Source organism: Nucisporomicrobium flavum, assembly GCF_016464385.1.
Taxonomy (GTDB): Bacteria; Actinomycetota; Actinomycetes; order Mycobacteriales; family Micromonosporaceae; genus Actinoplanes; species Actinoplanes flavus_A.
Map to the genome: position 1 here is coordinate 166,705 of NZ_JADMLH010000001.1, position 24,738 is coordinate 191,442.

Annotated in this window: 25 protein-coding genes and 1 tRNA gene; 17 read left to right on the top strand and 9 right to left on the bottom strand. The window is 72.9% G+C overall.

All coding sequences use genetic code 11. The features are described from left to right. Both IT780_RS00805 and nrfD read left to right on the top strand, forming a co-directional pair. Positions 1 to 1,062 carry a 4Fe-4S dicluster domain-containing protein gene (locus IT780_RS00805; RefSeq protein WP_199509395.1) on the top strand — a complete coding sequence of 354 codons (1,062 nt, stop codon included), beginning with the start codon at positions 1 to 3 and terminating at the stop codon, positions 1,060 to 1,062. Further along, positions 1,059 to 2,213 (top strand): NrfD/PsrC family molybdoenzyme membrane anchor subunit, encoded by a 1,155-nt coding sequence (gene nrfD, locus IT780_RS00810; protein WP_199509396.1) that lies wholly within the window; start codon positions 1,059 to 1,061, stop codon positions 2,211 to 2,213. The genes IT780_RS00805 and nrfD overlap by 4 nt, the downstream gene beginning before the upstream one ends. Positions 2,214 to 2,216: 3 nt before the next feature. Here the strand turns inward: nrfD and IT780_RS00815 are convergent, their stop codons facing one another. After that, positions 2,217 to 3,407, bottom strand: a complete 1,191-nt coding sequence (locus tag IT780_RS00815; RefSeq protein ID WP_199509397.1) for an FAD-dependent monooxygenase — start codon at positions 3,405 to 3,407, stop codon at positions 2,217 to 2,219. Positions 3,408 to 3,534: 127 nt separating this feature from the next. On the opposite strand from IT780_RS00815, the gene IT780_RS00820 reads away from it, so the two are divergent. Next, positions 3,535 to 4,419, top strand: coding sequence for a TetR/AcrR family transcriptional regulator C-terminal domain-containing protein (locus IT780_RS00820; RefSeq protein ID WP_199509398.1), 885 nt, complete (start codon positions 3,535 to 3,537; stop codon positions 4,417 to 4,419). Between the two features lie 7 nt (positions 4,420 to 4,426). Here IT780_RS00820 and IT780_RS00825 read toward each other — a convergent pair whose 3' ends face one another. From IT780_RS00825 to selD, 3 genes are read right to left on the bottom strand one after another with little or no spacing between them, the layout of a single operon-like run. Then, positions 4,427 to 5,932, bottom strand: a complete 1,506-nt coding sequence (locus IT780_RS00825) for an RICIN domain-containing protein (RefSeq protein WP_199509399.1) — start codon at positions 5,930 to 5,932, stop codon at positions 4,427 to 4,429. A gap of 43 nt (positions 5,933 to 5,975) precedes the next feature. Then, positions 5,976 to 6,821 (bottom strand): ATP-grasp domain-containing protein, encoded by an 846-nt coding sequence (locus tag IT780_RS00830; RefSeq protein ID WP_307830983.1) that lies wholly within the window; start codon positions 6,819 to 6,821, stop codon positions 5,976 to 5,978. Continuing rightward, positions 6,818 to 7,822, bottom strand: coding sequence for a selenide, water dikinase SelD (gene selD / locus IT780_RS00835; RefSeq protein ID WP_199510022.1), 1,005 nt, complete (start codon positions 7,820 to 7,822; stop codon positions 6,818 to 6,820). Before selD ends, IT780_RS00830 begins: the two co-directional genes overlap by 4 nt. Before the next feature lie 76 nt (positions 7,823 to 7,898). On the opposite strand from selD, the gene IT780_RS00840 reads away from it, so the two are divergent. Together IT780_RS00840 and IT780_RS00845 are read left to right on the top strand one after the other, a co-directional pair. Further along, positions 7,899 to 7,992 (top strand) — tRNA-Sec (locus IT780_RS00840). A gap of 175 nt (positions 7,993 to 8,167) precedes the next feature. Continuing rightward, complete coding sequence (locus IT780_RS00845) at positions 8,168 to 8,524, top strand: STAS domain-containing protein (protein WP_199509400.1); 357 nt, start codon at positions 8,168 to 8,170, stop codon at positions 8,522 to 8,524. Positions 8,525 to 8,538: 14 nt separating this feature from the next. Here the strand turns inward: IT780_RS00845 and IT780_RS00850 are convergent, their stop codons facing one another. Then, positions 8,539 to 9,795 carry a PP2C family protein-serine/threonine phosphatase gene (locus IT780_RS00850; RefSeq protein WP_199509401.1) on the bottom strand — a complete coding sequence of 419 codons (1,257 nt, stop codon included), beginning with the start codon at positions 9,793 to 9,795 and terminating at the stop codon, positions 8,539 to 8,541. Positions 9,796 to 9,848: 53 nt separating this feature from the next. Between IT780_RS00850 and IT780_RS00855 the strand changes: the two genes are divergently transcribed. From IT780_RS00855 to IT780_RS00875, 5 genes are all read left to right on the top strand, one after another. Continuing rightward, positions 9,849 to 10,190 carry a VOC family protein gene (locus IT780_RS00855; RefSeq protein ID WP_199509402.1) on the top strand — a complete coding sequence of 114 codons (342 nt, stop codon included), beginning with the start codon at positions 9,849 to 9,851 and terminating at the stop codon, positions 10,188 to 10,190. A gap of 75 nt (positions 10,191 to 10,265) precedes the next feature. Beyond that, positions 10,266 to 11,609 (top strand): hypothetical protein, encoded by a 1,344-nt coding sequence (locus IT780_RS00860; RefSeq protein WP_199509403.1) that lies wholly within the window; start codon positions 10,266 to 10,268, stop codon positions 11,607 to 11,609. A gap of 17 nt (positions 11,610 to 11,626) precedes the next feature. Beyond that, positions 11,627 to 12,274 carry a hypothetical protein gene (locus tag IT780_RS00865; protein WP_199509404.1) on the top strand — a complete coding sequence of 216 codons (648 nt, stop codon included), beginning with the start codon at positions 11,627 to 11,629 and terminating at the stop codon, positions 12,272 to 12,274. Continuing rightward, positions 12,271 to 15,036, top strand: a complete 2,766-nt coding sequence (locus IT780_RS00870; protein WP_199509405.1) for a M48 family metalloprotease — start codon at positions 12,271 to 12,273, stop codon at positions 15,034 to 15,036. Before IT780_RS00865 ends, IT780_RS00870 begins: the two co-directional genes overlap by 4 nt. A 36-nt stretch (positions 15,037 to 15,072) precedes the next feature. Beyond that, positions 15,073 to 15,468: a VOC family protein gene (locus IT780_RS00875; protein ID WP_199509406.1), complete on the top strand. Its 396-nt coding sequence runs from the start codon at positions 15,073 to 15,075 to the stop codon at positions 15,466 to 15,468. A 10-nt stretch (positions 15,469 to 15,478) separates the two neighbouring features. Here the strand turns inward: IT780_RS00875 and IT780_RS00880 are convergent, their stop codons facing one another. Then, positions 15,479 to 15,679 (bottom strand): DUF397 domain-containing protein, encoded by a 201-nt coding sequence (locus tag IT780_RS00880; RefSeq protein ID WP_199509407.1) that lies wholly within the window; start codon positions 15,677 to 15,679, stop codon positions 15,479 to 15,481. Then, positions 15,670 to 16,470: a helix-turn-helix domain-containing protein gene (locus IT780_RS00885; protein WP_199509408.1), complete on the bottom strand. Its 801-nt coding sequence runs from the start codon at positions 16,468 to 16,470 to the stop codon at positions 15,670 to 15,672. The genes IT780_RS00880 and IT780_RS00885 overlap by 10 nt, the downstream gene beginning before the upstream one ends. A 406-nt stretch (positions 16,471 to 16,876) precedes the next feature. On the opposite strand from IT780_RS00885, the gene IT780_RS00890 reads away from it, so the two are divergent. From IT780_RS00890 to selB, 5 genes are all read left to right on the top strand, one after another. Continuing rightward, entirely contained in the window at positions 16,877 to 17,245 is a 369-nt protein-coding gene (locus tag IT780_RS00890; protein WP_199509409.1) for a hypothetical protein, read from the top strand. Positions 17,246 to 17,293: 48 nt separating this feature from the next. Further along, complete coding sequence (locus IT780_RS00895) at positions 17,294 to 17,866, top strand: NYN domain-containing protein (RefSeq protein WP_199509410.1); 573 nt, start codon at positions 17,294 to 17,296, stop codon at positions 17,864 to 17,866. A 139-nt stretch (positions 17,867 to 18,005) separates the two neighbouring features. Further along, entirely contained in the window at positions 18,006 to 19,013 is a 1,008-nt protein-coding gene (locus tag IT780_RS00900) for an endo alpha-1,4 polygalactosaminidase (protein WP_199509411.1), read from the top strand. A 48-nt stretch (positions 19,014 to 19,061) separates the two neighbouring features. Next, complete coding sequence (gene selA / locus IT780_RS00905) at positions 19,062 to 20,357, top strand: L-seryl-tRNA(Sec) selenium transferase (protein ID WP_233412030.1); 1,296 nt, start codon at positions 19,062 to 19,064, stop codon at positions 20,355 to 20,357. A gap of 2 nt (positions 20,358 to 20,359) precedes the next feature. Then, positions 20,360 to 22,114 (top strand): selenocysteine-specific translation elongation factor, encoded by a 1,755-nt coding sequence (selB, locus tag IT780_RS00910; RefSeq protein ID WP_199509412.1) that lies wholly within the window; start codon positions 20,360 to 20,362, stop codon positions 22,112 to 22,114. Here selB and IT780_RS00915 read toward each other — a convergent pair. Next, positions 22,111 to 22,377: a helix-turn-helix domain-containing protein gene (locus IT780_RS00915; protein WP_199509413.1), complete on the bottom strand. Its 267-nt coding sequence runs from the start codon at positions 22,375 to 22,377 to the stop codon at positions 22,111 to 22,113. The two genes, selB and IT780_RS00915, sit on opposite strands and share 4 nt — an antisense overlap. Positions 22,378 to 22,502: 125 nt before the next feature. On the opposite strand from IT780_RS00915, the gene map reads away from it, so the two are divergent. Next, positions 22,503 to 23,270 carry a type I methionyl aminopeptidase gene (gene map, locus IT780_RS00920; protein ID WP_199509414.1) on the top strand — a complete coding sequence of 256 codons (768 nt, stop codon included), beginning with the start codon at positions 22,503 to 22,505 and terminating at the stop codon, positions 23,268 to 23,270. Positions 23,271 to 23,413: 143 nt separating this feature from the next. Continuing rightward, the gene (locus IT780_RS00925) at positions 23,414 to 24,151 is read left to right on the top strand and encodes a dienelactone hydrolase family protein (RefSeq protein ID WP_199509415.1); all 738 of its coding nucleotides are present in this window, start codon (positions 23,414 to 23,416) and stop codon (positions 24,149 to 24,151) included. On the opposite strand, the gene IT780_RS00930 is transcribed toward IT780_RS00925, so the two are convergent. Next, entirely contained in the window at positions 24,132 to 24,725 is a 594-nt protein-coding gene (locus IT780_RS00930) for a TetR/AcrR family transcriptional regulator (RefSeq protein ID WP_307830984.1), read from the bottom strand. The genes IT780_RS00925 and IT780_RS00930 overlap by 20 nt on opposite strands. Between the last annotated feature and the right edge of the window lie 13 nt (positions 24,726 to 24,738).

Here is a 24,738-nt window from a genome sequence, read left to right on the forward strand (position 1 = left end):
GTGGCGGGACCCAACAGCTTCTACGGGCCGCTGGACCCGGCGCCCGACGCCGGGTACGTGGACGCGCCGCCGCGGATGGGCTTCTTCACCGACACCAGCGTGTGCATCGGGTGCAAGGCGTGCGAGGTGGCCTGCAAGGAGTGGAACCTCGTCCCGGACGACGGCTTCAACCTGCTCGGGACCTCGTACGACAACACCGGCGGGCTGACCGCGAACTCGTGGCGCCACGTCGCGTTCATCGAGCAGCCGGCCGCGGGCAGCGGCCACGGCACCGACACGCCGGGCGCGTTCGCCGGGATGCCGACCGGGCCGTCCGCGAGCGCGCACACGGCCGTCGTCGCGGCCGGGACCAGCCAGGACACGGGTACGGATCCCGGTGTGCCCGCGGCGCCCGACGCGCTCGCCGCCGCGGCCACGATCACCGCCCCCGGCACTCAGTTCCTGGGGATGCCCGGGGCTGATCTGCCCGGGCGGACCATGGACGCGCCGCGCTCCGACTTCCGCTGGCTGATGATGTCCAACGTGTGCAAGCACTGCACCCACGCGGGCTGCCTGGACGTGTGCCCGACCGGTGCCCTGTTCCGCACCGAGTTCGGCACGGTCGTCGTGCAGGAGGACATCTGCAACGGCTGCGGGTACTGCATCCCGGCATGCCCGTACGGTGTCATCGACCAGCGCAAGGACGACGGCCGCGCGTGGAAGTGCACGCTCTGCTACGACCGGATCGGCGACGGCCTCACCCCGGCCTGCGCGAAGGCCTGCCCCACCGAGTCCATCCAGTACGGCGAGCTCGACGAGCTGCGCTCCCGGGCCGCGCACCGCCTGGAGAAGCTGCACGAGCAGGGCGTGGCCGAGGCCCGCCTCTACGGCCACGACCCGAACGACGGCGTCGGCGGCGACGGCGCGTTCTTCCTGCTCCTCGACGAACCCGAGGTGTACGGCCTGCCCCCGGACCCGGTGGTGACCACCCGCGACCTGCCGGACATGTGGAAGCGGGCCGGCGTCGCGGCGCTGGCCATGGCGGCGACCATCGTCGTGTCGTTCGCGGGACGGCGGCGATGAGGCCCCGGGAGGAGCGGGAGCGGCCCCGCGACGAGCGCCTCAGCCCGCCCCCGGCCGGCCACGAGGGCAGCGGCCTGAGCCGCGACGCGGGCGGTGCCTCCCGCTCGGCGCGCCGCGGTGGCAAGGGGCGCGGCCGCGGTGACCGCTCGATGGTGCCCCCGGCCGACTTCCGCTCCTACTACGGGCGCCCCATCGTCAAACCGCCGGTCTGGCACTACGACATCGCGGCGTACCTGTTCACCGGCGGCCTCGCGGCGGGCTCCTCGCTGCTCGCGGCGGGCGGTGACGCCACCGGCCGCCCCGCGCTGCGCCGCGCCGGGCGGATCACCGCGCTGGGCGCGCTGACCGCCAGCACGTACTTCCTGATCAACGACCTGGGCCGCCCCGAGCGCTTCGTCAACATGCTGCGGGTCGCGAAGCCCACCTCCCCGATGTCCATGGGTACGTGGATCCTCAGCGCGTTCGGAGCCGCGGCGGGCGCTGCCGCGGTCGCCGAGGCCGCCCCGATCCTGCCGGAACGCGGCGTGCTCGGCCTGGCCCGGCGCCTGCTCCCACCGGTGGGGACAGCCGGCCAGTACGCCGCCGCTGCCGTCGCGCCCGCGCTGGCCACGTACACGGCGGTCCTGCTCGCGGACACGGCCACGCCCAGCTGGCACGCGGCGTACCCGGAACTGCCCTATGTCTTCGCGGGCAGCGCGCTGGCCAGCGGCGCGGGCGTCGGCCTGCTGGCCGCACCCTGCGACCAGGCAGGCCCGGCCCGCCGCATGGCGGTCTGCGGCGCGGCCCTCGAGCTGTACGGCGCCCACCGCGTCGAGACCACCAAAGGCATCCTCAGCGAACCGTACCGCGACGGCCGGCCCGGCAGACTCCTGCGCGCCGGTCGCCTGCTGACCGCGGCCGGCGTGGCGGGCGCGGTGCTCGGCCGGCGCAGCCGCGTCGTGTCGGCGCTGTCCGGGCTGTCGCTGCTGACCGCTTCGCTGGCTACCCGGTTCGGCATCTTCGAGGGCGGCGTGGCGTCGGCGAAGGATCCGAAGTACACGGTCGTCCCGCAACGGGAACGCCTGGCGGCGCGCGCTGCCGAAGTCGCCGCCTCGGACGCGAAGACCACCGATGTTCCGGAGGGAAGCGGCTCGGGCGGGATCGGCGTCTGAGCCTCAGCCCGGCCGTCCGGCGGCGAGCGCCGGGTACGTCGGGAGCGTGATCGCCTCCGCCTTGCCGAACTGCCGGGCCAGCAGCTGCCGCATGGGCCAGCGTGACATCGACCGCATCGACAGCGCCCGCAGCCGGATCGCGGCCTGCGACCTCGGCGCGAACGCGGCCATCCCGCCCGGGGGCAGCCGGGTGCCCTCGGCCACGTAGGCGGCCATCTCCGCCTGGTATGCGGTGAAGGCGGTCTCCGGGTCGGCCGCCGTGGCCAGCTCGCCCGCCAGGACGTACGCACCGACCAGGCTCATGCTGGTGCCGAGCCCGGCCAGCGGGGAACCGCAGTAGCCCGCGTCGCCGAGCAGCACCACCCGGCCTCTGGCCCACCGCCCGACGTGCACCCGGTCGATCGAGTCGAAGTGGAAGTCGTCGGCGGCCGGCATGGCGGCGAGCAGGGCGGGCACCCGCCATCCCGCGCCGGTCAGCCGCTCGGTTACCAGGCGCTGCACGTCGGCCCGGCCGAGCCGGTCGTACCGGGTGCGGGAGCGGAAGGTCAGCATCGCCTTCGCCGTGCCGACCCGCTCCGGGCGGATCCCGGCGACCCGGCCGCCGGGCGCGTTGTACATCTCGAACCAGCCGCCCAGGTCGCCCGGGTCCGGCACGGTGAACAGGGCCCCGTACCCGCCCACCGGCCGGACGAACTCCTGCTCGGGACCGAACGCCAGGGCGCGTACGCCGGAGTGGACGCCGTCGGCGCCGACGACCACGTCGAACCGCTCGGTGCCGCCGCCGGCGAAGGTGACCCGGCCGTCCGGGTGCAGCGCCGAGATGCGGTCGCCGAAGCGGTAGCCGGCCGTCGCCGCGGTGGTCTCCAGCAGGATGCGGCTCAGGTCGCCCCGCGCGATCTCGATCTCCGCGACGATGCCCTCCCCGCCGAAGGCGTCCGCCGGCATCGCGGCGAGCCGGCGGCCGCGGGCGTCCACCAGCGCGACGCCGCGTTCGTCGACGCGGTGCGCCCGGACCGCGGGCATGAGGCCCATCCGCTCCACGACGGTACGGGCGGCGCCCCGGATGTCGACCGCCTGGCCGCCGGGCCGGGGCTGCGGCGCCTGCTCCACGACGGTCACCTCCGCCCCGGCGCGGTGCAGCCAGAACGCCAACGCGGGCCCCGCGATCCCGGCCCCGGAAATCAGTACACGCATGTCGGACGCTCCCTGCGTACTATGTACGGACGTGTACTAGGCAGCGTATTAACGACTCCCTCCAGGGGCAATCTGCACTAGTACGGGACCGGCCGGGTGGACCCGGTGTACTAGGACAGGAGGCGAGATGGGCGAGGCGCCGTACCGGCAGATCGTGGCCGAGGTCCGCCGGCGCATCGAGGCCGGTGAGCTCCGGCCCGGCGACCGGGTGCCGTCCGCGCGCGCGATCACCCGTGAGTGGGGCGTTGCGATCGCCACCGCGACCAAGGCGCACGCCGCGCTGCGCGAGGAAGGGCTCACCGTCTCCCGGCCGGGCGTGGGCACCGTGGTGGCCGGTCCGGCGCCCCGGCATGACGGGGTCCTGAGTCACGACCGGGTGGTCGCGGCCGCCATCGCGATCGCCGACCGGCACGGCATGGCCGAGCTGACGATGCGCCGGCTCGCGGCCGACCTCGGCGTGGCGACGATGTCGCTCTACCGGCACGTACCGGGGCGCGACGACCTGATCCTGGCGATGATCGACGCGGCGATCGGCACGATCCGGCTGCCGCGTCGGCACCCCGGCGGCTGGCGGGCCGCCTTGGAACTGGCGGCGCGGCAGGAATGGGCGGTTTTCCAGCGGCACCCGTGGCTGGCGCCGTCACTGTCGCTCACCCGGCCGCAGATGGCGCCGAACGGCGTACGGCTCAGCGAGTGGGTGCTCGCGGCGTTCGACGGCACCGGGCTCGGTCTCGACGAGCGGATGTACGTCCAGCTCACGCTCTTCACGTTCGTCCGGGGCGTGGCGAGCGCGCTCGAACCGGAAGCCGAGGCCGTCCGCGAGACCGGCCTCACCGACGAGCAGTGGCTCAGTACGCAGGAGCAGCAGTTCGCGACGCTGCTGGCCGCCCACTCGATGAGCCGCTTCCGGCGCTTGACCGCCGACGGCTTCGATTTCAGCCTGGAACGGCTCTTCGAGTTCGGCCTGGCCCGCCTCCTCGACGGCCTCACGCCCTTCGTCGAGAGTCGCTAGCCGCCGTTCACACCCGGCGCTGTTGCCATTGCTGGTTGGCGCCGCCGGAGCAGGCGTACTGGATGAGGCGGGTGGAGTCGGCGGTGGACGCGTCGCTGACGTCGAGGCACTTGCCGCTGTGCCGGGCGACGAGCCGGGCGTAGCCGCCGCCGGCGTCCTGGAGCTGCCATTGCTGGTTCGCGCCGGCGCCGCAGGTGTACTGGATGACTCTGGCCCGGTCCGTCGTGGCGGCGTCGGCCACGTCGAGGCACATGCCGCTGTGCCGGGCCACCAGGCGGACGTAGCCGTCGCCGGTGCTTCTGGCTTCCCACTGTTGATTGGCGCCGGACCCGCAGGCGTACTGGATGACTTCCGCTCCGGCGGCGGAGGAGGCGTTGACGACGTCGGCGCACTTGCCGGAATGGCGGGCGACGAGGTTGACGTACGGCGGGGTGACGCCGCTCGCCACGCCGGTCGCGGTGTCGACGGTGACCTGGGGGTACCAGTCCATGGCCATGCTCGTTCTGCTCGGGAAGCGCAGGGGCAGCCAGACGTAGCGGGAGTCCGCGTACGTCGCGCCGTAGCCTGGGCCCCACCAGTCGCCGAGATACAGGTACGTCGTCGTCTGCGAGCCCTGCACGGGCAGCACGAACGCGGTCTGGCTGCCGTAGGCGGTGGCGTTCCCGACGTCGGCCCAGCCGCTCCATGGTCCGCTCAGGCTGGTGGCGGTGGCGTACCTCTGCTGGTTCGGTGCCCATCCCGTGGCGCCGGAGGTGAGCATGAAGTAGATCCCGTCGCGCTTGAACAGGGCCGGAGCCTCGCGGTGGTCGCCCGTCCACGCCCGCACCAGCGCGGCGACGTTGGTGTAGTCCGAGGTCAGGCGGTACACGTGGAGGTCGTAGTTGTCGCGGGCGGCGGAGACCATGTAGCCGGCCCCGTCGTCGTCGACGAACGCGGTGATGTCGCGGGACATGTGCTGGTTGAAGGGACGGAGGCTGCCGCGGTACGCGTAGTCGCCGTCGATGGTGGGCGAGGTGGCCACGGCGGCCCGGGCTTCGCTGTAGTCGCGCCCGTTCTCCTTGTGCATCCACATGACGTACTGCCCGGTGGAGCGGTTGTAGATGACCTTCGGGCGTTCGATGTTCGCGACCTGGAGTTCCGGCGCGGAGGCCTGGGTGAGGACGTTCCTGCGGAATTCCCACGTCTTCAGGTCCGTGGAGCGGTAGAGCGCGACCGCCCGGAAGGTCAAGTCGGCGTTGCGGCTCTCGCCGAACCAGTAGAAGTAGCCGCCGGAGGCGAGGATGCCGCCGCCGTGGGCGTGCACGATGGAGCCGGCCGTGTCACGCGGCTGCACGCTGTTGTCGATGGTGACCGCAGCGGCCTGAGCGGGCTGAGCCGTGACGACGGTGGCTACGGCGGCCAGCGCGGTCGCGGCGATCGACGCCAGCAGCCGCGTCCGGCGGCGGGGGGACGAACGCCGCCCGGCAATCCGTGACACGTCGTCATGGACGGGGTGCGTGGCTGTGGCCGGCATGGTCACCAGCATCGCTCACTCATCGATGAACAGCAATATGTGCTTATCTGGCGTCGGGTACCAGTGCCGCGAGGAAGACCTCGGGCGGGGTGCTCGCGGGGCGGTCGCTGACCTGGCCGTCGCCGAGCTCGATGACCCGCCACCGCCCGTCGTCGCGCAACGCCAGGTCGACGGTGACGAACGGCAGGCCCAGGCTGCCGATCCCGGACAGGTCCACCTCGGCGGGCGGGAGGGCGTCGGGGGAGTCGGGGTGCGCGGTGACCAACCGGCAGGTGCCGTCGACCCACCACGTCCGCACCTCGGCGCCGGTGAACGACTCGAAGCGGCGGAGCACGAAACCGCCCGTGAAGTCGTCGCCGCGCAGCTCCCGGAAGCGGCTCGCGACCCGCCACGCCGCGTCACCGTCCGCGACGTCCGGGAGGTACGCGGCCTCGTGCCAGTAGTGCTTCATCGACTTCGTGTAGTCGCGGAGGACGGCCGGCCCCTCGCCCAGCTGGGCGCGCGCCTTGTCGAAGCCGCCCCGGTCGTCGCCCACGGTCCAGACCGTCTCCGGCGTGACCGCGGCGAGGGAGTCGTACCAGCCGGGCAGCTCGTGCGCCTGCCGGTACTGCTCAGCGGTGGTCCTGAGGACGACACCACGGCCGGCCAAGGATCGTTCCAGGGCGGCGTAGTGGTCCGCGTGCAGCATCCAGCCCCGATATCTGGCGGGGCCACTGACCCGTACCTTCGAAACGGCCGTCTCGGCACCACCGTCACGCGCGGCAGCGTCGTGGTCGATCAGCGCGACCGCGATGCCCGCCTCGCGGGCCGCAGCCGCCTCCGCGGCGAAATGCTCGTCCGGGCGTCGCGGCCGCAGCGGATCCGACGGTACGAGCAGCAGCGCCGTCACCGGAGCTCGAGGGTCTTGCCGTCGGGGCGTGCCGGAAGCAGCTCGCCGATCACGGGGTGTCCGGGCACCTCGCCGGCGACCAGCAGCCCGCCGGAGGTCTGCGCGTCGGCGAGCAGCAGCAGCTCGTCGGCGTCGACGCTGCCGGTGTCGGCGTGCGGCATCACCCAGTCCAGGTTGCGCCGGGTGCCGCCGCTGATGTACCCGTCCCGGAGCGCCTCGCGCGCGCCGTCCAGGTAGGGGACCGCGCTCGCGTCGATCCGCGCGGTGACCCCGCTCGCCCGGGCGAGTTTGTGCAGGTGACCGAGGAGCCCGAAGCCGGTGACGTCGGTGGCGCAGACCGCCCCGGCCGCCACGGCGGCCTCGGCCGCGGCGCGGTTGAGCTGGGTCATCGCGGCGACGGCCTGCGCGAACACCTCGCCGGTCGACTTGTGGCGGCTGTTCAGCACGCCGATGCCGAGCGGCTTGGTGAGCGTGAGCGGCGTACCGGCGACGCCCGCGTCGTTGCGCATGAGGTGGGCGGGGTCGGCGACGCCGGTGACGGCCATCCCGTACTTGGGCTCCGGGTCGTCGACGCTGTGCCCGCCGGCGACGTGACAACCGGCCTCCCGGGCGATCTCCAGGCCGCCGCGCAGGACCTCGCCGGCCAGTTCCATGGGCAGCAGGTCACGCGGCCAGGCGAGCAGGTTGACGGCGACGACCGGGCTGCCGCCCATCGCGTACACGTCGGAGAGCGCGTTCGCCGCCGCGATCCGCCCCCAGTCGTACGCGTCGTCCACCACGGGCGTGAAGAAGTCGGCGGTGGCGACGACGGCCATGCCCGCGGCCAGCTTGACCACGGCGGCGTCGTCACCGTCGTCCAGCCCGACGAGCAGCTCGCCGGGCCCGCGCGGGGCGGCCTCGCCGATGAGGCCGGACACGACGGCTTCGAGCTCGCCGGGCGGGATCTTGCACGCGCATCCGCCGCCGTGGGCGTACTGGGTGAGGCGTTGAGGTTGCGTCATCGTCACCCTCGAACTGTTGCACGGTGCGGGGGAGGGCGCTCGGCGGGTGGGGTGGGCGGCGGCTAGGGTGATCGGCGGAGGCGTTCAGGTGGCTGGTGCCCCTCCCGGTCTTCAAAACCGGTGTGGCCCGGTATCCGGGCCAGGCGAGTTCGATTCCCGTCCGCCTCCGCTCATCTCCGTCGCCGTGTCCCGCCGGTGACCCACCGTGCCGGCTTCTGTGCGGCGGTTCCGGCTGCGAGGACATCGCGCGGACGCCAGACTGTGACAGGTGGTCGAAGGCATGATGATTCGCGGCCGCTCCCACGGGTTATCAAGGGTGGCAGGGTCGGTTCTCCGGAGGTGGTCGTGAGTCTGCAGTTGGCGGCGCGGGACGGCAGAGCCTGCACCGTGGTGGAGGTCGGTGGGCAGGTCGACATGGCCACCGGGCCCGAGCTCAACGACTTCCTCGGGCAGGTCACCACCGACAGACGTGACCGGCCCGTGGTGCTGGACCTGGCCGGCGTGTCCTTCCTGGACTCCAGCGGCATCGGGGTGTTGCTGGTCTGGTTCAAGGAGTTGCAGGGTGCGGGCGGCCGGTTGTGCGTCGCCGGGCTGCAGGAGCCGGTCGCCTACGTGCTGCGGGTGACAGCTGTGGACCAGGTGCTGGACGTGTACGACTCGGCCGAGGCGGCCGAAGCGGACATGCCGCCGGTGGTGCGCTGACCACCGCGGGGTGGTCAGCGGCGGTCGGCGGAGGTGGCCGCGGAGACGTCGGCGCCCGCGCTGGCGTGGCGGGACAGGTCGTGGCGTCCGTGCCAGTCGATGATCAAGAGGGTGGCATCGTCCTGGAGGGCGGGGCCGGCGACGGCGAGGACCCCGTCGGCGAGGCTGCGAGCGGCCTCGCGGGGATGCAGGGCGGTGAGTGATCGCAGCTCGGCCGTGAGGTCGAGGGCCGCGGCTTCGCGTTCCCGCATGCCGTCGGTGACGATGACCAGGCGGTCGCCGGGCTGCAGCGTCACCGAGCCGGCCCGGGTCCGCGTGCCGGGGAACATGCCGAGGGCGAAGTTCCGCGGCAGGGTGAGCTCGCCCGGTTCCCCGTCCCGGATCAGGATCGGCGGCACGTGGCCGGCGTTGACCAGCGCGCAGGTGCCCGTCTGCAGGTCCAGGCGGCCGAGAACGGCGGTGAGGAAGGCGCCCTTGGCCGGGGTGTGCCCGGACACGGCGGCGCTGGCATGGTCGGCCTGTTCGGTGAGGCTGTGCCCCGCGCGGCGGGAGTTGCGAAGGCTCGCCACGCCGAGGGTGGCGATCAGCGCGCTGGTCACGCCGTGCCCCATGGCGTCGGTGACACTGAAGTGCAGGGCGTCACGGGCGACGCTGTAGTCGAAGGTGTCCCCGCCGATGCTCGCCGCCGGCTCGAGCCAGCCCGACAGGGTGAACGAGCCGCCCTCGCAGGTGAAAGCGCTGGGCAGGAGCCGGCGTTGGATCTCGGCGGACAGGTTGAACGCGGTGGTGCGCTGTCCCCACTCGAACAGGTCGGTGTGGCGCCGGTTGGCGATCACGACGAACGCCAGCGCATGCGCGGCACGCGCGATCTCGCCGAGTGCCGCCGGCGCCGGCTCGGCGCTCAGGAGGATCTCCAGCAGGCCGATCACCTCGCCACGCTCGGTGACCGGCGCCAGGATCGTCCACCCGGCGTCGTCCTTCAGCACCTGCACGACCTGGGTCCGCAACGCCTCTTCCTGCGGACCGCCGTCGAAGGGCAGCACCGTCGCCAGCTCGTCGCCGTCGCGGCGGCCCTCCGCGGCCGGTTCGAACGGGACATGCGCCAGCCGGACCAGTGCCCGGCCGCTGAGGTCGGCGATGAGAAAGGAGACGCTGCTGGCGTGCAGTGCGGCACCGAGTTCGCCGGTGACGGCCTCGACCGCGTTGACAGGCGTCGCGTCCTCCGCGGCCGCCAGCATCCCGGCCAGCGCCACCTCGACAGATGGATCCATCAGGGCAGCATACGGCCGTGCGGGCAGGCAAGGATTCTCAGTAGTCTTCCGGGATGAGTGTGGACCTGTTCGCAGGAATTGCGGTCCGCGACTACGCCACGGCGGTCGCCTGGTATGAGCGGCTCCTCGGCGCCGGACCGTCCTTCCTGCCGAATGACACCGAAGCCGTGTGGGAGATCGCCGAGCACCGGTACGTCTTCATCGAGGTACGCCCGGAGAATGCGGGACACGCCATCCACACGTTGTTCGTCAGCGATTTCGACAGCCGGATCAGCGAGATCGCCGCGCGGGGGCTGAGGCCGGCGAAAAGTGAGACGTATGAGAACGGGGTCCGCAAGGCGACATTCCGCGACCCGGACGGTAACGAGATCGGGTACGGCGGAGGGCCCGCTTAGCGACTGCCGCAACCTGACAGTCCGGTGGGAAAGACGGGGCAACGAGGCGGACGCGACGCGCCTACCCTGGCTCGCATGGCGTTCGCGGACGAACTCGAGGTGAAGGTCGGCACGATCGAGCGGCTCGCGCTGGAATGGTACGAGCAATGGATGCGGCAGTTCGGTTTCACCTGGGACGGGCACGGCTCGGTGATGCTCGATCCGCAACGGCCGCAACCGCCGGCGCAGGGGGTCAACCAGCCTCTCAGCGTGGAGGAGCAGACCCGGCCGATGCAGGAGAACTTCCGGCTCTTCAACGAGCAACTGCAGGAGCTGCTGCTCAAGTTCCGCGGTTACTACGCCCTGGAGCCGCACTCGGTGAACGAGCTCCAGGAACGGATCGGCGGCTCGGTGTCCGATGTGGGCAACGGCACCAATTCGTCGGTGCACGACCGCCTGTCGCTGGCATTCGATCCGTGGCTCCTCGAGGTGATGAAGCTCGTCGACTCCGATGACTGGTCCGGTCCGGCCGCCGGCGCGTTCCAGAGCGGTTTCCTGACACCGTTCAGCCGCATGAGCGAGATCCAGAAGGCGTGCGTCCGGGAGCTGGGCCTCACCGCGTACGGATGGAACAAAGCGACCGAGGCGGCCGAGAAGAATCTCCGGGAGATAGCCGACGCCTGCATCTATCGGATGGGTCATCCGTCCGGCCTCAGCAATGTGGCTGTGCACGTACTGTCGATCACGTCGCTGGTCGCGGGCGGTCTGTCGTTCGTGCCGCCGGTAGCCCTCCCGGCCGGTGTCGTCTCGCTCTCCACGGCCGTCTGGACGTACATGGACGCCCTGAACAAACAGTTCGAGAAGAAATTCGACTTCTACATCGAGGGAAACACGCCGCTGCAGGCGGTGGTGTCCACGACCGAGGTGCTCAAGGAAGTGGATCGGCAGCTCGCGGAGTTCGACGGGGACCTGGCCAAAGCGCTCCAGGAGGACCTGACCGGCGCCGAGGGCTTCGAGCACCCGAGCATCCGGCTGCCACCGGCGGAATCGTCCGGCGGTATGGGCCGGCTCGACATGAGCAGCCAGCGGATGGTCACCTCGATCGTCCGGCTGCACCGCGCCGGAAGCACCAACCTCCCGATCATCGCCGACCAGTACGCCGCCGCGGCAAGCATCATCGGCGGCTGCATGCCGCCGTCGGGCGTTGTCACGTTCATGGTCCAGTCCGCCGCGGCCTTCGACCGCGGCGTGGACCGGCTCGTCGACGTCTTCCACAACACGTGCGACCGGGCGACCGTCGCGGGGGAGGCGCTGGTCCAGACGGCGAAGGACTACGACCTGACCGACACCGACCGCGCCGAGGCGATGCGCCAGATCTCGGAACAGGAGCAACAGCCGGTCTGGGTGGGAGACGAGCCGGAGCGGGCGGGCGGAGTGTGAAAGGGCCCGCCGACCGGGTGAGCGGACCCGTGGTGCGGCCGGCGGCTCCGGCCGATGTCGATTCGCTGGTGCGGCTGCGGGTCGCGTCACCCCGTGACGCATGCGGTTTTGACCGTTCGCACGACCTCGATCGGAGGCGCGCGGGTCCGCACGGCGAGCGCGTACCCGTCACACTCTGCGGTATGAACAACTCGGAGAGTGTGTCGGCTCCCTTGTCGACGTTCTCGCTTGCCGTTGCCACCCGATCCGCTGTGGAACGCCTGGCGCCGCAGGAGCTCGAGTTCCTCGATGATGCGCTGTCCGCCTGGGAGCGACAGGACCTGCCTCGCCGGCGTGACCGTAGCGCGGCGGCCGGTACCGTCGGCCTGGGAGTCGATATCGCACTCGTCACCGAGACGGTGCTCGCGGTGCTCACCGGCGCGGCCACCGAGGTGCTCGGCACGGTCGCCACCGACGCCTGGCAGCGGCGCCCCCGCTGGCGGCGGAGGACCCGCGGAGGCGGGGTCCCGGCGGCACATCAGCGGCTTGCCCTGACCGCCGGCCAGGCCGACCGGTTGCGCGAAGCCTGCCGCCGGCACGGCCAGACCCTGGGGCTCTCCGCCGAGCAGGCCGATCTGCTGGCCGATGCCGTGCACGGCGCCATCGAGGGCCCGGCACACCGGTGAGGCGGTCCACGGGGGACCTCGGCCGGATGTACGCCCTGCTGTTCCTCCTCCTCGGTGCGATCGGGCTGAACGCCGGATGGATCGCCACGATGTCGTACGCCATCGGAGCGCACACCCGGTTCGACGCGTGCATGGCCAATGCCGGGACCCTGTGGCCGGCTTCCGACCTCGCCGAGGCCGAGGCGACGCGTCAGGAGCTCGGGGCCTGCCTGCGACCGGTCACGCAACCCTGGGCGCTGATCATGCTGGCCGGTGCGCTCACCGCCTTCGTGCTCACCGCCCTGCTGGCCGGGGCGGGCGCCGTCGGGGTACGCCGCCGGCTTCGCGCTGAGGGCCGCGCGGGCGGACCGGCGGTGGACACGGCCACCGCACGGTTCGCCGAGTTGTGCCGGGAACAGGGCGTCATCTCCCGCCGGCCGCGGCTGCACGTCCTGCGACCCGGTGCGCGCTTCAGCGAGCCTTTCACCACCGCAGGCATGGGCCGCCCGGTGGTGGTGATACCGGCGGCGGTCGCCTGCGCGGCTCCGGACGTGCTGGACGCGGTGGTCCGGCACGAACTGGCACACGTCCGGTCCCGGGACGTGTTCCTCGCCGCCGGAGCGTGGTGGTCCGGGTGGACCGGCGTCCTGCTGCCCGCGGTGTGCGCGGCGCCCCTTCTCGACCCACGCCGGGCCGGCGCTCCCGGGTACGGTGCCGGGCTCCTCGTCGCCGTAGTTCTGGGCGGACTGTTGCTGGCGCTGCGGGCGCACGTGCTGCGTCGGCGCGAACTCGTCGCGGACCGGGCCGCTGTCGTGCACCCGGCGCGACCCGATGCGTTCGCTCATCTGCTGCGTACCGCGGACCGGCCCGCCGGCCGCCTGCGCTCGCTGCTCGCCGTGCACCCGGACACCCCGGCAAGGATCCGGGCGCTGAGCACCGGGACCGCCGGTACCGATGGCGGCTTCCTCCCTTCGGCGGTCACCGCTTTGGTGTCGCTCATCGCCGTCCAGCCGGTCTACCAGGTCTTCCTGCACTGGGTGGGCTGGGCCGGGCCGTCCTCGCGACCCCTGTTCGCCGTCGCGGGCGGGCTCGTCGCCGTGCTGCTGATCCCCGTCTGGGCCCGCCGGTACGCCGCCGACCCGAAGGCGCCGTGGTGGCCGCCGGTGCTCGGCGTCGCCCTGGGTGGGGCGGCCGGATTCCTCCTGCCGGGTCCGGGGCTGCCGGTCAGCCCCGGCAGCCGGGCACTGAGCGCCAACTGGATCACCGGACCGCTTCTGGTGCTGGCCTTCGGCGGGACAGCCGTCCTGCTCGTCGCCCTGGCGCGCGGCGTGGACCCGGACCGGCGCGGGCAGCTGCTCGCGGCGACGGTGGCCGGCGCGGGCGTCACCGCGGTGACGGTGCCCGCGGCGGTGCAGGCGGTCATCGAGTCCGGCGGCATGCTGCACCCCACTTTCATGCGGCTGGCGATGTTCTACGGCGCCGCATGGTCGCGGGCGGAGCCGGCGGTCGCGTTCGTGGCCCTCGCGGCCCTCGCGGTGGTCGCCGCCCGGTCCGCGCCGCGCCCCCGGCCGGCGCCGCGGCCCGTGCTGGGCCTGCTCGTCGCCGTGGCGGTCGCCGCTGCCACAGCCGGCGTGGTGATGACCCTGGTGCGCCAGTCACCGGACGGTGACAGGGTCGCGGATCTGCCGTTGCTATGGCACCGGTGGTGGGTGTCGGCGCTGGCGGGGGCCGTCGCGCTGATCGTGTTGCTGACCCGCTCGCCGGCCGGCCGCACCACCACCCTGCGACTGGCCGGGGCAATGACCGCGGCCGCCGTGGTCACCCTCGCCGCGGCGGTCGCACAGTTCACCGCCCGTGCCGTCGCCACCGGCTGGGACAACGACTATCACCCGTGGCTGCTCGGCCAGTACGTGACCGTGCCGTTGCGCCTGCTGCTGTTGATCAGTGCGGTGGTGGCGCCGGTCGCGCTGCTGGTGACCCGGCCGGTCCGGCGTACACCGGGACGGCTGGGCACGCCCCTCGCCGCAGCCGTCACCGCCCTGGTGTGCGCCGCCGTGATGTTCGGCGCAGGGGAGATCCTCACCGGTGGCACGGCGGACGCGCGCAGCCTCGCGGCGAAGGCGCAGCCCTCACCGCCGTCCACCACATCGATCGCCGTCACGCCGACATCGACGGCGACGAGTGGTTTGCTGACGCCGGAGCAGGCCCGGCGCGCGGTCGACGCGGCCGATGCCGTGCTGCCCGGTTGGGCGACGAATCCCGCCCTGGCCGGCGGAGACGACAAGTCGGCGTGCGCTGCCACACTGGTCACACCACCGATCGCTGAGCCGGACGTGGAAGCCGCCAAGGGCTTCTCCGCGACGCCGGAGAGCCAGCCACCGAGCGGCGCGCACATCGTCGTGACGGTGGAGTCGTACCAGCAGGCACCCAGGCCGGAGGCCGTGTTCGCCCCGCTGCGACAGGAGATCGACGCGTGCGGCTCGTACAGCGAGCCCAACCCGGAGGCATCCGACGGCCGCAGTCACATGCGGCTGTCCGTCCGGGAGCCGGGTGCGATCGGACATCCCTCGTTCGGCTACGGCCTCGTCCGTACCGACAAAGGACCGGCTGACCTGTCCGCGGTCACCACCGTGCACGCGGTCATCGTGGTCGTGGGCCACCACGTGGTGAGCGTCGGCGCCATCCTGCCCTACATCGGTGAGCCGTCCGGCCGCCGGCTGGCCGCACTGGACACCACCGCGGCGCGGGTGCTCGCCGAGGTGCTCCAGCACCTGGAAAGCTGATTCCGGCGGCTCATCCGCGTTTGGGATCATGAGGCGATGAGCTCGTATGTATCCCACACCACCGTGGACTGCGCCGATGCCTACGCCCTGTCGCGGTGGTGGGAGGCCGTCCTGGACTACCGCGAGGACCCCGACGACCCGAACGAGCCCGGCCACGAGGAGTGCATGATCTCCTCTGCCGACGGGCGGCACCGGCTGCTCTTCATCGAGGTGCCGGAGCCGAAGCAGGTCAAGAACCGCATCCACCTCGACCTGCGGCCCGCCGACGGCACCCGCGACGCGGAACTGGCCCGGCTGGTCGGGCACGGCGCGGCCGTCGTGGCCGATCGCCGCAACGCGGACGGTACGGGCTGGGTCGTGCTTGCCGATCCGGAGGGCAACGAGTTCTGCATCCTGCGCAGCGAGGCCGAGGTCGCGGGCCGGCAGCCGTGAGCCGATCGGGCTAGATGTCGAACTCGCCGGCCTTCACACCGGCCACGAACGCCCCCCACTGTCCCGGCGCGAAGATCAGGGTGGGTCCTCCGGGAGCCTTCGAGTCACGCACCGCAACAACGCCCGGCAGATTGTCGGCGACCTCGACGCAGTCACCGCCGTTGCCGCTGCTGCGCGAGCTTTTGCGCCACCTGGCCTCGGTCAGGTCCACCGGTCCGCCACCTCCGAGATCAAGGCGAGTGTCTGTTGCCGTGGCAGCGCCTCGGCACGCACAGCCTCCCATGCCTCCTGGAGGACTGCTACCTCCTCGGCGGCGTCGACGACGGTGCCTTTGATCTGGTTGTCGAGGTAGGCGGTGTCCCTGCCCTCGAACGGCGAAGCGAGGACGAACGGGCCGCTCAGCCCGGTGTAGCCGCCGACGGTTCTCGGCACGACGTGGATGTGGATGGTGGGTCGGCCGGCCAGCTCGATCAGGCGGAGCAGCTGGGCCCGCATCGTGGAGGGGCCGCCGATCGGCCGTTCGAGAACCGTCTGGTCGAGGACCGCGACGATCAGCGGCGGCGGGGTGCGGTCCAACACCTGTTGTCGTTCGATCCGGCTGGCGACGATCTGTTCGACCTGGTCGGCCTGGAGCGGACTGCCGGTGGCGCAGAGGGCGTGCGCGTATTCCGGGGTCTGGAACAGGCCGGGCAGGACCAAGGGCTGGAATGAGCGCAAGGCCCGGGCGTCGCGTTCGATCGCCGCCCATTCCCGGAACCACGGAAGCAGGGATTCCCGGACCGTCGCCTCGCGAATACGCAGGAGGAGCCCTCCACCGCCCAGCGCCTCGTCACACTTCTGGGCGAAGTCCATCCGTGGCGGTCGGCGGCACTGCTCGACGGCCGCCACCAGCGACGCCGAATAGCTGATCTTCTCGGCGAGGGCCTCCTGCGACAGGCCGGCCCCGCAGCGGAGGCGGCGCAGTTCGCCTGCGAACAGTTCCAAGACCTGGAGTTGCGTCACCTGCACGCTCCTGCACTCGGGGCCCGGCGAAGTCTTACAACGCGGTTGTGGCGGTCCTGAGACTTCCGAAGGTGTCGATGGGTGCGCAAGAGTGTCACCCAGACGGCCGGCTGGAACGGGTGGCAGATCGCATGCCAAGGACAGGTCGCGTCGTGCGGGCCGCCTCTCTCTCCGGGGGCGGTCCGCTGATCGCGCCCGTCCGGCCAACCTCCCGCCGCCGAATCCCGTCGTGATCCGGGGAGGTCAGCAATGGTGGACGAATGGCATGCGGCGCGCGGGCGCCGACGGTGGTGGTTCCTGGGGCGCAGGCGCTGCGTGTGTGGCCTGCTGTGGCCGTGTGTCGATGCCCGGTTGCGGGAGGTCCGACGGCTCCGGCGCGGGTGACGCCGCCCGCTACCCTGGCGCGATGATCACCCGTACGGCGGCAGCGAAGATCGTGGTCGGCGGCCTCGTCGTGCTCGCCTGCCTGTGGGTGCTGTGGTTCTTCGCGCTCATGGCCTTCGGCAGCGAGGGCGCCCTGCCGCCGAAGTCGCGGATCCCCGGCGTGCCGGCCGGCGCGAGCCTCGTCGAGGAGAGCGAGCAGTGCGGCTCCGGCGGGTGCTGGTGGCAGCTCGTCCTGGCGCCCGCCGCCGGGCAGTCGCCGGCCGAGCTGGCCGGGCAGATGGGGCTGACCGAGGAGCGCAGCCTGCGGCCGGAGCTGTTCGACCCCGGGTACGTCTATGTGGGGTCCGAGCCGCGCGGTGACCGCCTCGTCGTCCACGTCGGGTACCAGTGACAGCGTGCCTGGCTTGCGCCGGACGCCGCGGACCTGTGAGGTACCAGGATGAGCAACCCCGGCACCGCCGTCACCTACCTCCTGATCGACGGGGAGAACATCGACTCGACCCTCGGGCAGCAGATCCTCGATCATCGTCCCAACCCGGACGAGCGGCCCCGGTGGGAGCGGCTGCGGCAGTTCGCCGAGGAGACCTGGGGGCAGGCCGTGACGGCCCTGTTCTTCCTGAACGCGTCGTCCGGGGCGTTGCCGACCCCGTTCATCCGGGCGCTGCAGTCGATGGACTACCGGCCGATCCCGCTGTCCGGCGGGCCGGGGCAGAAGGTGGTGGACATCGGCATCCAGCGCACCCTGGACGCCATCGGCAAGCGTCGCGGGGACGTGCTGCTGGCCAGCCACGACGGGGATTTCCTGCCGCACATCGGGCGGCTGCTGCGCGACGACGACCGGCGGGTCGGGGTCGTCGGCTTCCCGGAGTTCTTCAATGCCGGGTTCGACCACCTGGTCGGTGACGGGCTGGAGCGGTTCGACCTGGAGCTGGACGCGGGATGTTTCACCAGCGTGCTGCCGCGGGTCCGGATCCTGCCGATCGACACGTTCGATCCTGAACCGTTTCTGTAGGAAAGGGCAGAGCCGGGTGCCTGCCGTTCCCCCGGGTGGCGCGCGTCGCCCAGGATGGGGCGGCAGGGATCGAGCCCAACCGGTCGCCAGGGCCGTGAGCCCGAGGCGGGGCAGATCCTCGACCGTGCAGGAGACATCCGTGCCTACCCCCTCCCGTTCGATCCGCATCGCCGTGGTCGGAGGCGCCGCCCTGATCATGGCGGCCGGCGCCTCGTACGCCATGGCCGGCGAGACCTCGCCGCAGAAGAGCAGCCGGCAGCAGGCCGGCCAGCAGCAGAGCAGCCAGCAGGCGAGGAGCGTCAAGGCGTTCCCGGCGAACGCGAAGTTCGACTACCAGATCGGCTCCGCGTACACGCCGCCGTCCGGGGTGAAGGTCGTCAGCCGTGACGTCGGCGCGACGCCCGCCGCTGGGCTGTACAACGTCTGCTACATCAACGGTTTCCAGACGCAGCCCGACGACGGCGCGGGCAGCGAGGGCACCAGCCAGTGGTTCGCCGCCGACTCCGCGCGGCGCAAGCTGCTGCTGCCCAACCCGACGCCGAGCGTGCCGACCGCCGACGACGGCGGGAAGTACTCGCGGGACTTCTACGTCGACCCCGGCTGGCCGGACGAGATCATGTTCGACGTGCGGACGCCGGCGAACCGGGACGCGCTCGCGCAGATCATCGGGCGGCAGGTCACGACCTGTGCCAGCAAGGGCTTCGACGCCGTCGAGGTGGACAACCTGGACACCTTCACCCGGGCGTACGCGAACGTCGAGGACCGCAAGAAGGCCAAGAACGACCCCGACTTCGACGGTACGGACGCACCGAAGCTGATGACCTCAGGGCAGGCGCTGGCGTACGCGAAGCTCCTCATCGATCGCGCCCACGCGGCCGGTCTCGCGATCGCGCAGAAGAACACCGCGGAGCTGGAGGGCGACGGCAAGGCCGCCGGCTTCGACTTCGCCGTGGTCGAGGAGTGCGGGAGCACCGGGGAGTGCGCGGACTACGCCGGCGCCTACGGCGGCAACTGGGTCGACGTCGAGTATTCGTCGTCCGGGTTCACGAAGGCGTGCCGCAGCGTCAAGAGCACGATCTCGGTGGCCCGCCGCGACCAGCTGGTCACCGCGCCCGGCTCGGGGACGTACGTCTACAACGAGTGCTGACCCGCCGCCGGGTACGGTGAAACCGGCGACACGGCGAGGAGGCGCGGGTTGGGTGACACCACGGTGGATCCGCGGCGCCGGATCCCGCGTACCGATGCCGTGCTCGCCGACCCCCGGATAGCCGCCGCCATCCCGCGTCTCGGGCGCGGGCCGGTCAAGGCCGCGGTCGTCGCCGCCCAGCAGCGCGCCCGCGCCGGGGAGATCGCCCCCGACGACGTGGCCGCGGCCGCCCTGGAGGCTCTGCCGAGCAGCCCGGGCGGCCTGCGGCCGGTCCTCAACGCGACCGGCGTCGTGCTGCACACCAACCTGGGCCGGGCCGCGCTGTCGGCGGCCGCGGTGGCGGCGGTGGCGGCGGCGAGCGGGCACACCGATGTCGAGCTGGACCTGGCGACCGGCCGGCGGGCCCGGCGGGGCCGGGGCGCGCTCGCGGCGCTGGCTGCGGCCGTGCCGGACGCGGGTGGCGTCCACGTGGTCAACAACGGGGCGGCCGCGCTCGTGCTGGCCGCCACCGCGCTCGCCGCCGGCCGGGAGATCGTGGTGAGCCGCGGGGAGCTGGTCGAGATCGGTGACGGGTTCCGCCTGCCCGACCTGCTGGAGTCGACCGGGGCGCGGCTGCGCGAGGTGGGCACCACCAACCGCACGTCGTACGCCGACTATGCCGAGGCGGTGGGCCCCGACACCGGCTTCGTCCTCAAGGTGCACCCGTCGAACTTCGTCGTGCGCGGCTTCACCCGGGCCGTCGAGGTGGCCGGGCTGGGCGGGCTCGGCGTACCCGTGGTCGCGGACATCGGGTCGGGGCTGCTCGCGCCCGACCCGCTGCTGCCGGACGAGCCGGACGCGGCCACGACGCTGCGGGCCGGCGCCGATCTGGTCATCGCCAGCGGGGACAAGCTGCTGGGCGGGCCGCAGGCCGGGCTGCTGCTCGGCACCGCGGAGCTGGTGGAGCGGCTCCGGCGGCATCCCCTCGCCCGGGCGCTGCGGGTCGACAAGCTGACCCTCGCCGCCCTGCAGGCCACCGTCGCCGGCCCGGAGACGCCCACCTGGCAGGCGTTGCGCGCCGACCCCGGCGCCCTGCGGTCGCGCACCGAGGACGTCGCGGCGCGGCTGCCGGGGGCCGAGGTCGTGACGTCGGTCGCGGTGGTCGGCGGGGGTGGCGCGCCGGAACTGGAACTGCCGTCGTGGGCTGTCGCGCTGCCGGAGGCGTGGGCGGAACCGCTGCGCCTGGGCGACCCGCCCGTCGTCGGGAGGGTCGTCCGGGGCCGGCTCCTGCTGGATCTGCGCTGCATCGCCCCGGAACGTGACGCGGACGTCGTTGCAGCGGTGGCCGCCGTGGGTATGCGCTGAGCGTGCACGTCATCGCCACCGCCGGTCACGTCGACCACGGCAAGTCCACGCTGGTCCGCGCCCTCACCGGGATGGAACCCGACCGGTGGGCCGAGGAGCGCCGCCGCGGCATGACCATCGACTTGGGGTTCGCGTGGACCACGCTCGTCCCGGGTGGCACGGTCGCGTTCGTCGACGTGCCCGGCCACGAGCGGTTCGTGCCGAACATGCTCGCCGGCGTCGGGCCCGTACCCGCGGCCATGATCGTCGTCGCCGCGGACGAGGGCTGGATGCCGCAGTCCGCCGAGCACCTGGCCGCGCTCGACGCCCTGGGCGTGCGGCACGGTCTGCTCGTGGTCACCCGCGCCGACCTCGCCGACCCGGCCGCCGCGGCCGAGCTGGCCCAGGAGGAGATCGCCGCGACCTCGCTGGGAGCGGTGGAGACCGTGGCGGTCAGCGCGGTCACCGGGGCCGGGATGGGCGACCTGCGGGCCGCGCTCGGGCGGCTCGTCGCGGGGCTGCCCGCGCCCGGCAAGGGACCGGTACGGCTGTGGATCGACCGGGCCTTCACCATCAAGGGCGCCGGTACGGTCGTCACCGGCACCCTCGGCGCCGGCCGGCTGCGGACCGGCGACGAGCTGGAGCTGACCGGTGCGGCGCGGACGGTGCGCGTACGCGGCCTGCAGAGCCTGGGGGAGGCGGTCGCCGAGGCCGAGGGACCGGCCCGGGTGGCGGTGAACCTGCGCGGGGTCGAACGCGACGCCGTCACCCGCGGGGCCGCGCTGCTCACGCCGGGGGCGTACCACTTCACGGAGCTGGTGGACGTCCGCGTGCACGGGGACGCTGCCGCCGACCTGCCCGCCACTCTGACCCTGCACACCGGTTCGGCGGCGGTGCCGGTCCGGGTACGGCCCCTCGGGGCGGACACCGCGCGGCTGCGGCTCGGCCGGGCGCTGCCGCTGCGCATCGGGGACCGGGCGCTGCTGCGCGACCCCGGCCGGCATCACGTCGCGGGCGGGGTGACCGTGCTGGACGTCGTACCCCCGGGCCTGAACCGGCGGGGCGCGGCGGCCGCCCGCGCCGCCACCCTGGCCGGGATGGACGGCGTCGCGGACCTGGCCGGTGAGCTGCGCCGACGCCGGCTGGCCCGGCGCTCGGAGCTGGAACGCATGGGTGTGCCGGCCGGCGGTGATCCGGTGGCGGGGGAGTGGCTGGCGGACCCGGACCACTGGGCGCAGCTGCGGGGCCGGCTCGCGGAGGAGGTCGACCGGCACGCCCGGGAGCGCCCGCTCGAGCCCGGCATGCCCGTCGAGGCCCTGCGGCACCGGCTCGGCCTGCCCGACCGGTCCCTGGTGGAGGCCCTGGTGACGCCGCCGCTGGTGGTCCGGTCGGGGCGGGTGTCGGCCGGTGGTCCGAGCGTGCCGGCCGAGCTGGTCGCCGCCGTGGACAAGGCATTCGGCGACCTCGCGGACCGGCCGTTCGCCGCGCCCGAGGCCTACCGGCTGGCCGAGCTGGGCCTCGGGCCGCGGCAGCTCGGCGCGGCGGTGCGGGCCGGCCTCGTGGTGCAGCTCGCGAACAACGTCGTGCTGCACGCGGGAGCGCCGGAACAGGCCGTGCGGGTGCTGGCGGGGCTGCCCCAGCCGTTCACGCTGAGCGAGGCGCGCCAGGCCCTGGATACGAGCCGGCGGGTCGTGGTGCCGCTGCTCGGGCTGCTCGACCGTACGGGAGCCACCCGCCGGCTGCCCGACGACCGCCGCACCGTGATCACGCCCGCTTAGGACGCTTGATGCACGGGCGTGTCGGCCACCCACACGTCGGCCAGGTCGCTCAGCGGCACGCCGAGGGCCCGGCTGAGCCCGACCACGGTGCCGAACGCCGGGGCGGGCAGCCGGCCCGCCTCGATCTTGCGGAGTGTCTCGGGGGAGATGCCGGCCGCCAGCGCCACCTCGACGAGGCCCCGGTCGCCGCGCGCGGCCCGGAGGGCGGCCCCGAGGCGCTGGCCCGCGGCGATCTGGTCGGCGGTGAGCGGTTGGCGAACCATGCCAGCAGAATAGCCCTCCGCAGGGCGTGGTATAAAAATACCGGTATAGAAATACCAGCCGTCGAGCCTTCAGTCCGTTTGTGGGTGGCGGCGGGGTGGTTGGACGGGGCGAGGGAGCGAGTGTCGTGATCGAGCTGAAGTCCAGCGAGGAGATCGGCCGGATGGCGGTGGCCGGCCAGTTCGTCGGCGAGCTGCTCGCCGAGCTGCGCGGGGTCGCCGCGGTCGGCGTCAACCTGCTCGACATCGAGCACCACGCCCGCCGCCGGATCAAGGAGCGCGGCGCCGAGTCCTGCTACTGGGACTACGCCCCCTCGTTCGGCCGCGGCCCGTTCCGCAACGTGCTGTGCCTGTCGGTCAACGACGCGGTGCTGCACGGCCTGCCCCACGACTACGTGCTGCGCGACGGCGACCTGCTCAGCATCGACATGGCGCTGGGCATCGACGGCTGGAACGCGGACTCCGCACTCTCCTTCGTCGTCGGTACGCCCGACCCGGAGGACCTCAAGCTCATCGAGGCCACCGAGGTCGCCCTTGCCGCCGGCGTCGCCGCCGCTCAGCCGGGCGGCCGGCTCGGCGACATCTCCGCCGCGATCGGCGACGTCGCCCAGTCCTACGGGTACGGCGTCAACTCCGAGTTCGGTGGTCACGGCATCGGGCGCACCATGCACGAGGCCCCGCACATCGCCAACAGCGGGCGGCCCGGGCGTGGCATGACGCTGCACCCCGGTCTCACGGTCGCCATCGAGCCGTGGCTCTGCCGCTCCACCGACAAGATCCGGTACGACGAGGACGGCTGGACGATCCGCTCGGCCGACGGGTCCCGTACCGCGCACTCGGAGCACACGGTCGCCGTGACGGCCGCCGGGCCGCGGATCCTGACCGGCCGTCCGTGATATCTTCTCGCCAGCCGTGCGAGAGACCGAGGAGGTGGTACCCGTGAACGTTTCGACATGGGTGCTCCCCTCAGGGGTCACGGTCGGGCGATAGGTCGTCGTCCGGGAGCGCCGTTCCGCCAGCGCTCCCGAAAGGCACGACCATGGAATTCACCGCTGACCAACGCCTCGACGACGGTGTCCTCGAGCGCCGCTTCACCCTCGGCGAGATCCCCGGCATCCTGTGGACGCCCGGATCCGCCTCCGCCGCCGCACCCGCCCCGCTGATCCTGCTCGGCCACCCCGGCGGGCTGGACCGGATGTACCCCCGGGTGGCCGCCCGGGCCCGGCATTCCGCGGCGGAGGGCTTCGCCTCGGTCACCATCGAGCTGCCCGGCAGCGGCGAGCGGCCCCCGTCCGCCGCCGCCGAACAGGCCCGCGCCGACCTGCGCGCGGCGGTCCAGGCCGGCGAGCCGGTCAGCGACGACGTCGTCGACCGGCTCGTGCTCCCGCTGGTCGAGCGGGCGGTCCCGGAATGGCGGGCCGTGCTCGACGCGGTCCTCGCGCTGCCCGGGATCGGCAGCCCGGCCGGATACTCCGGCGGGATCATCTCCATCGGTGTCCGGCTGGCGGTGGCCGAGCCGCGCATCGCGGCCGCCGTCCTGTTCGCCGGGAGCTACGTCCCCCGCGCGATCGTCGAGGAGGCCCGGCAGGTCACCATTCCGCTGCTGGTTCTTTTGCAGTGGGACGACGAGGGGAACGACCGGCAGATGGCCCTCGACCTGTACGACGCCTTCGGCTCGAAGGAGAAGACGCTGCACGCCAACCTGGGCGGGCACACCGGTGTCCCGCCCTGGGAGGCCGACTCCGGGAACCGGTTCTTCAGCCGGCACCTGAGGTAGGCCCGCGGCCGCGCACGAGGGGGAGGTAGACCTCGTCGACGATCTCGACGAGGACCTCGTCCGGGGCGGTCGGCACGCCCCGCGTCACGAACTCGTTGCGCAGCAGCACGATCGCGGCCGTCGCGACGCGGGGGTGCAGGGCCCCGGCCGGGGCCTCCCCGCGCGCGACGGCTCGCTCCACGACGGACAGCCACAGCTGCGAGCCGGCGTCGGCCGACCGTTCGTGGATCGCCGCGAGCAGTTCCGGGTCGTCGGCCGTTCCGGCGAGCAGGCTGCGCATCACCGCGCCCAGCGGCGACGACATGTGCCGGTTGGCGCCGCGCAGCAGGGCCAGGGCGTCCTCGCGCAGCGACCCGGTGTCCGGTACGACCGTCGCGCTCTCGGCGAGGTGCCGGTATGCCGCCACCCCCAACGCCGCTCGGTTCGGCCAGCGGCGGTAGATGGCGTTCTTGTTGGTGCCCGCACGCCTGGCCACCGCGTCCATCGTGAAGCCCGGGTAGCCGGTCTCGGTGAGCTCCTGCGCGGCGGCTCGGAGGATCGCCTCCTCGAGCACCGCCCCTCGTCGTCGTCGCACCCGCCCATCATAG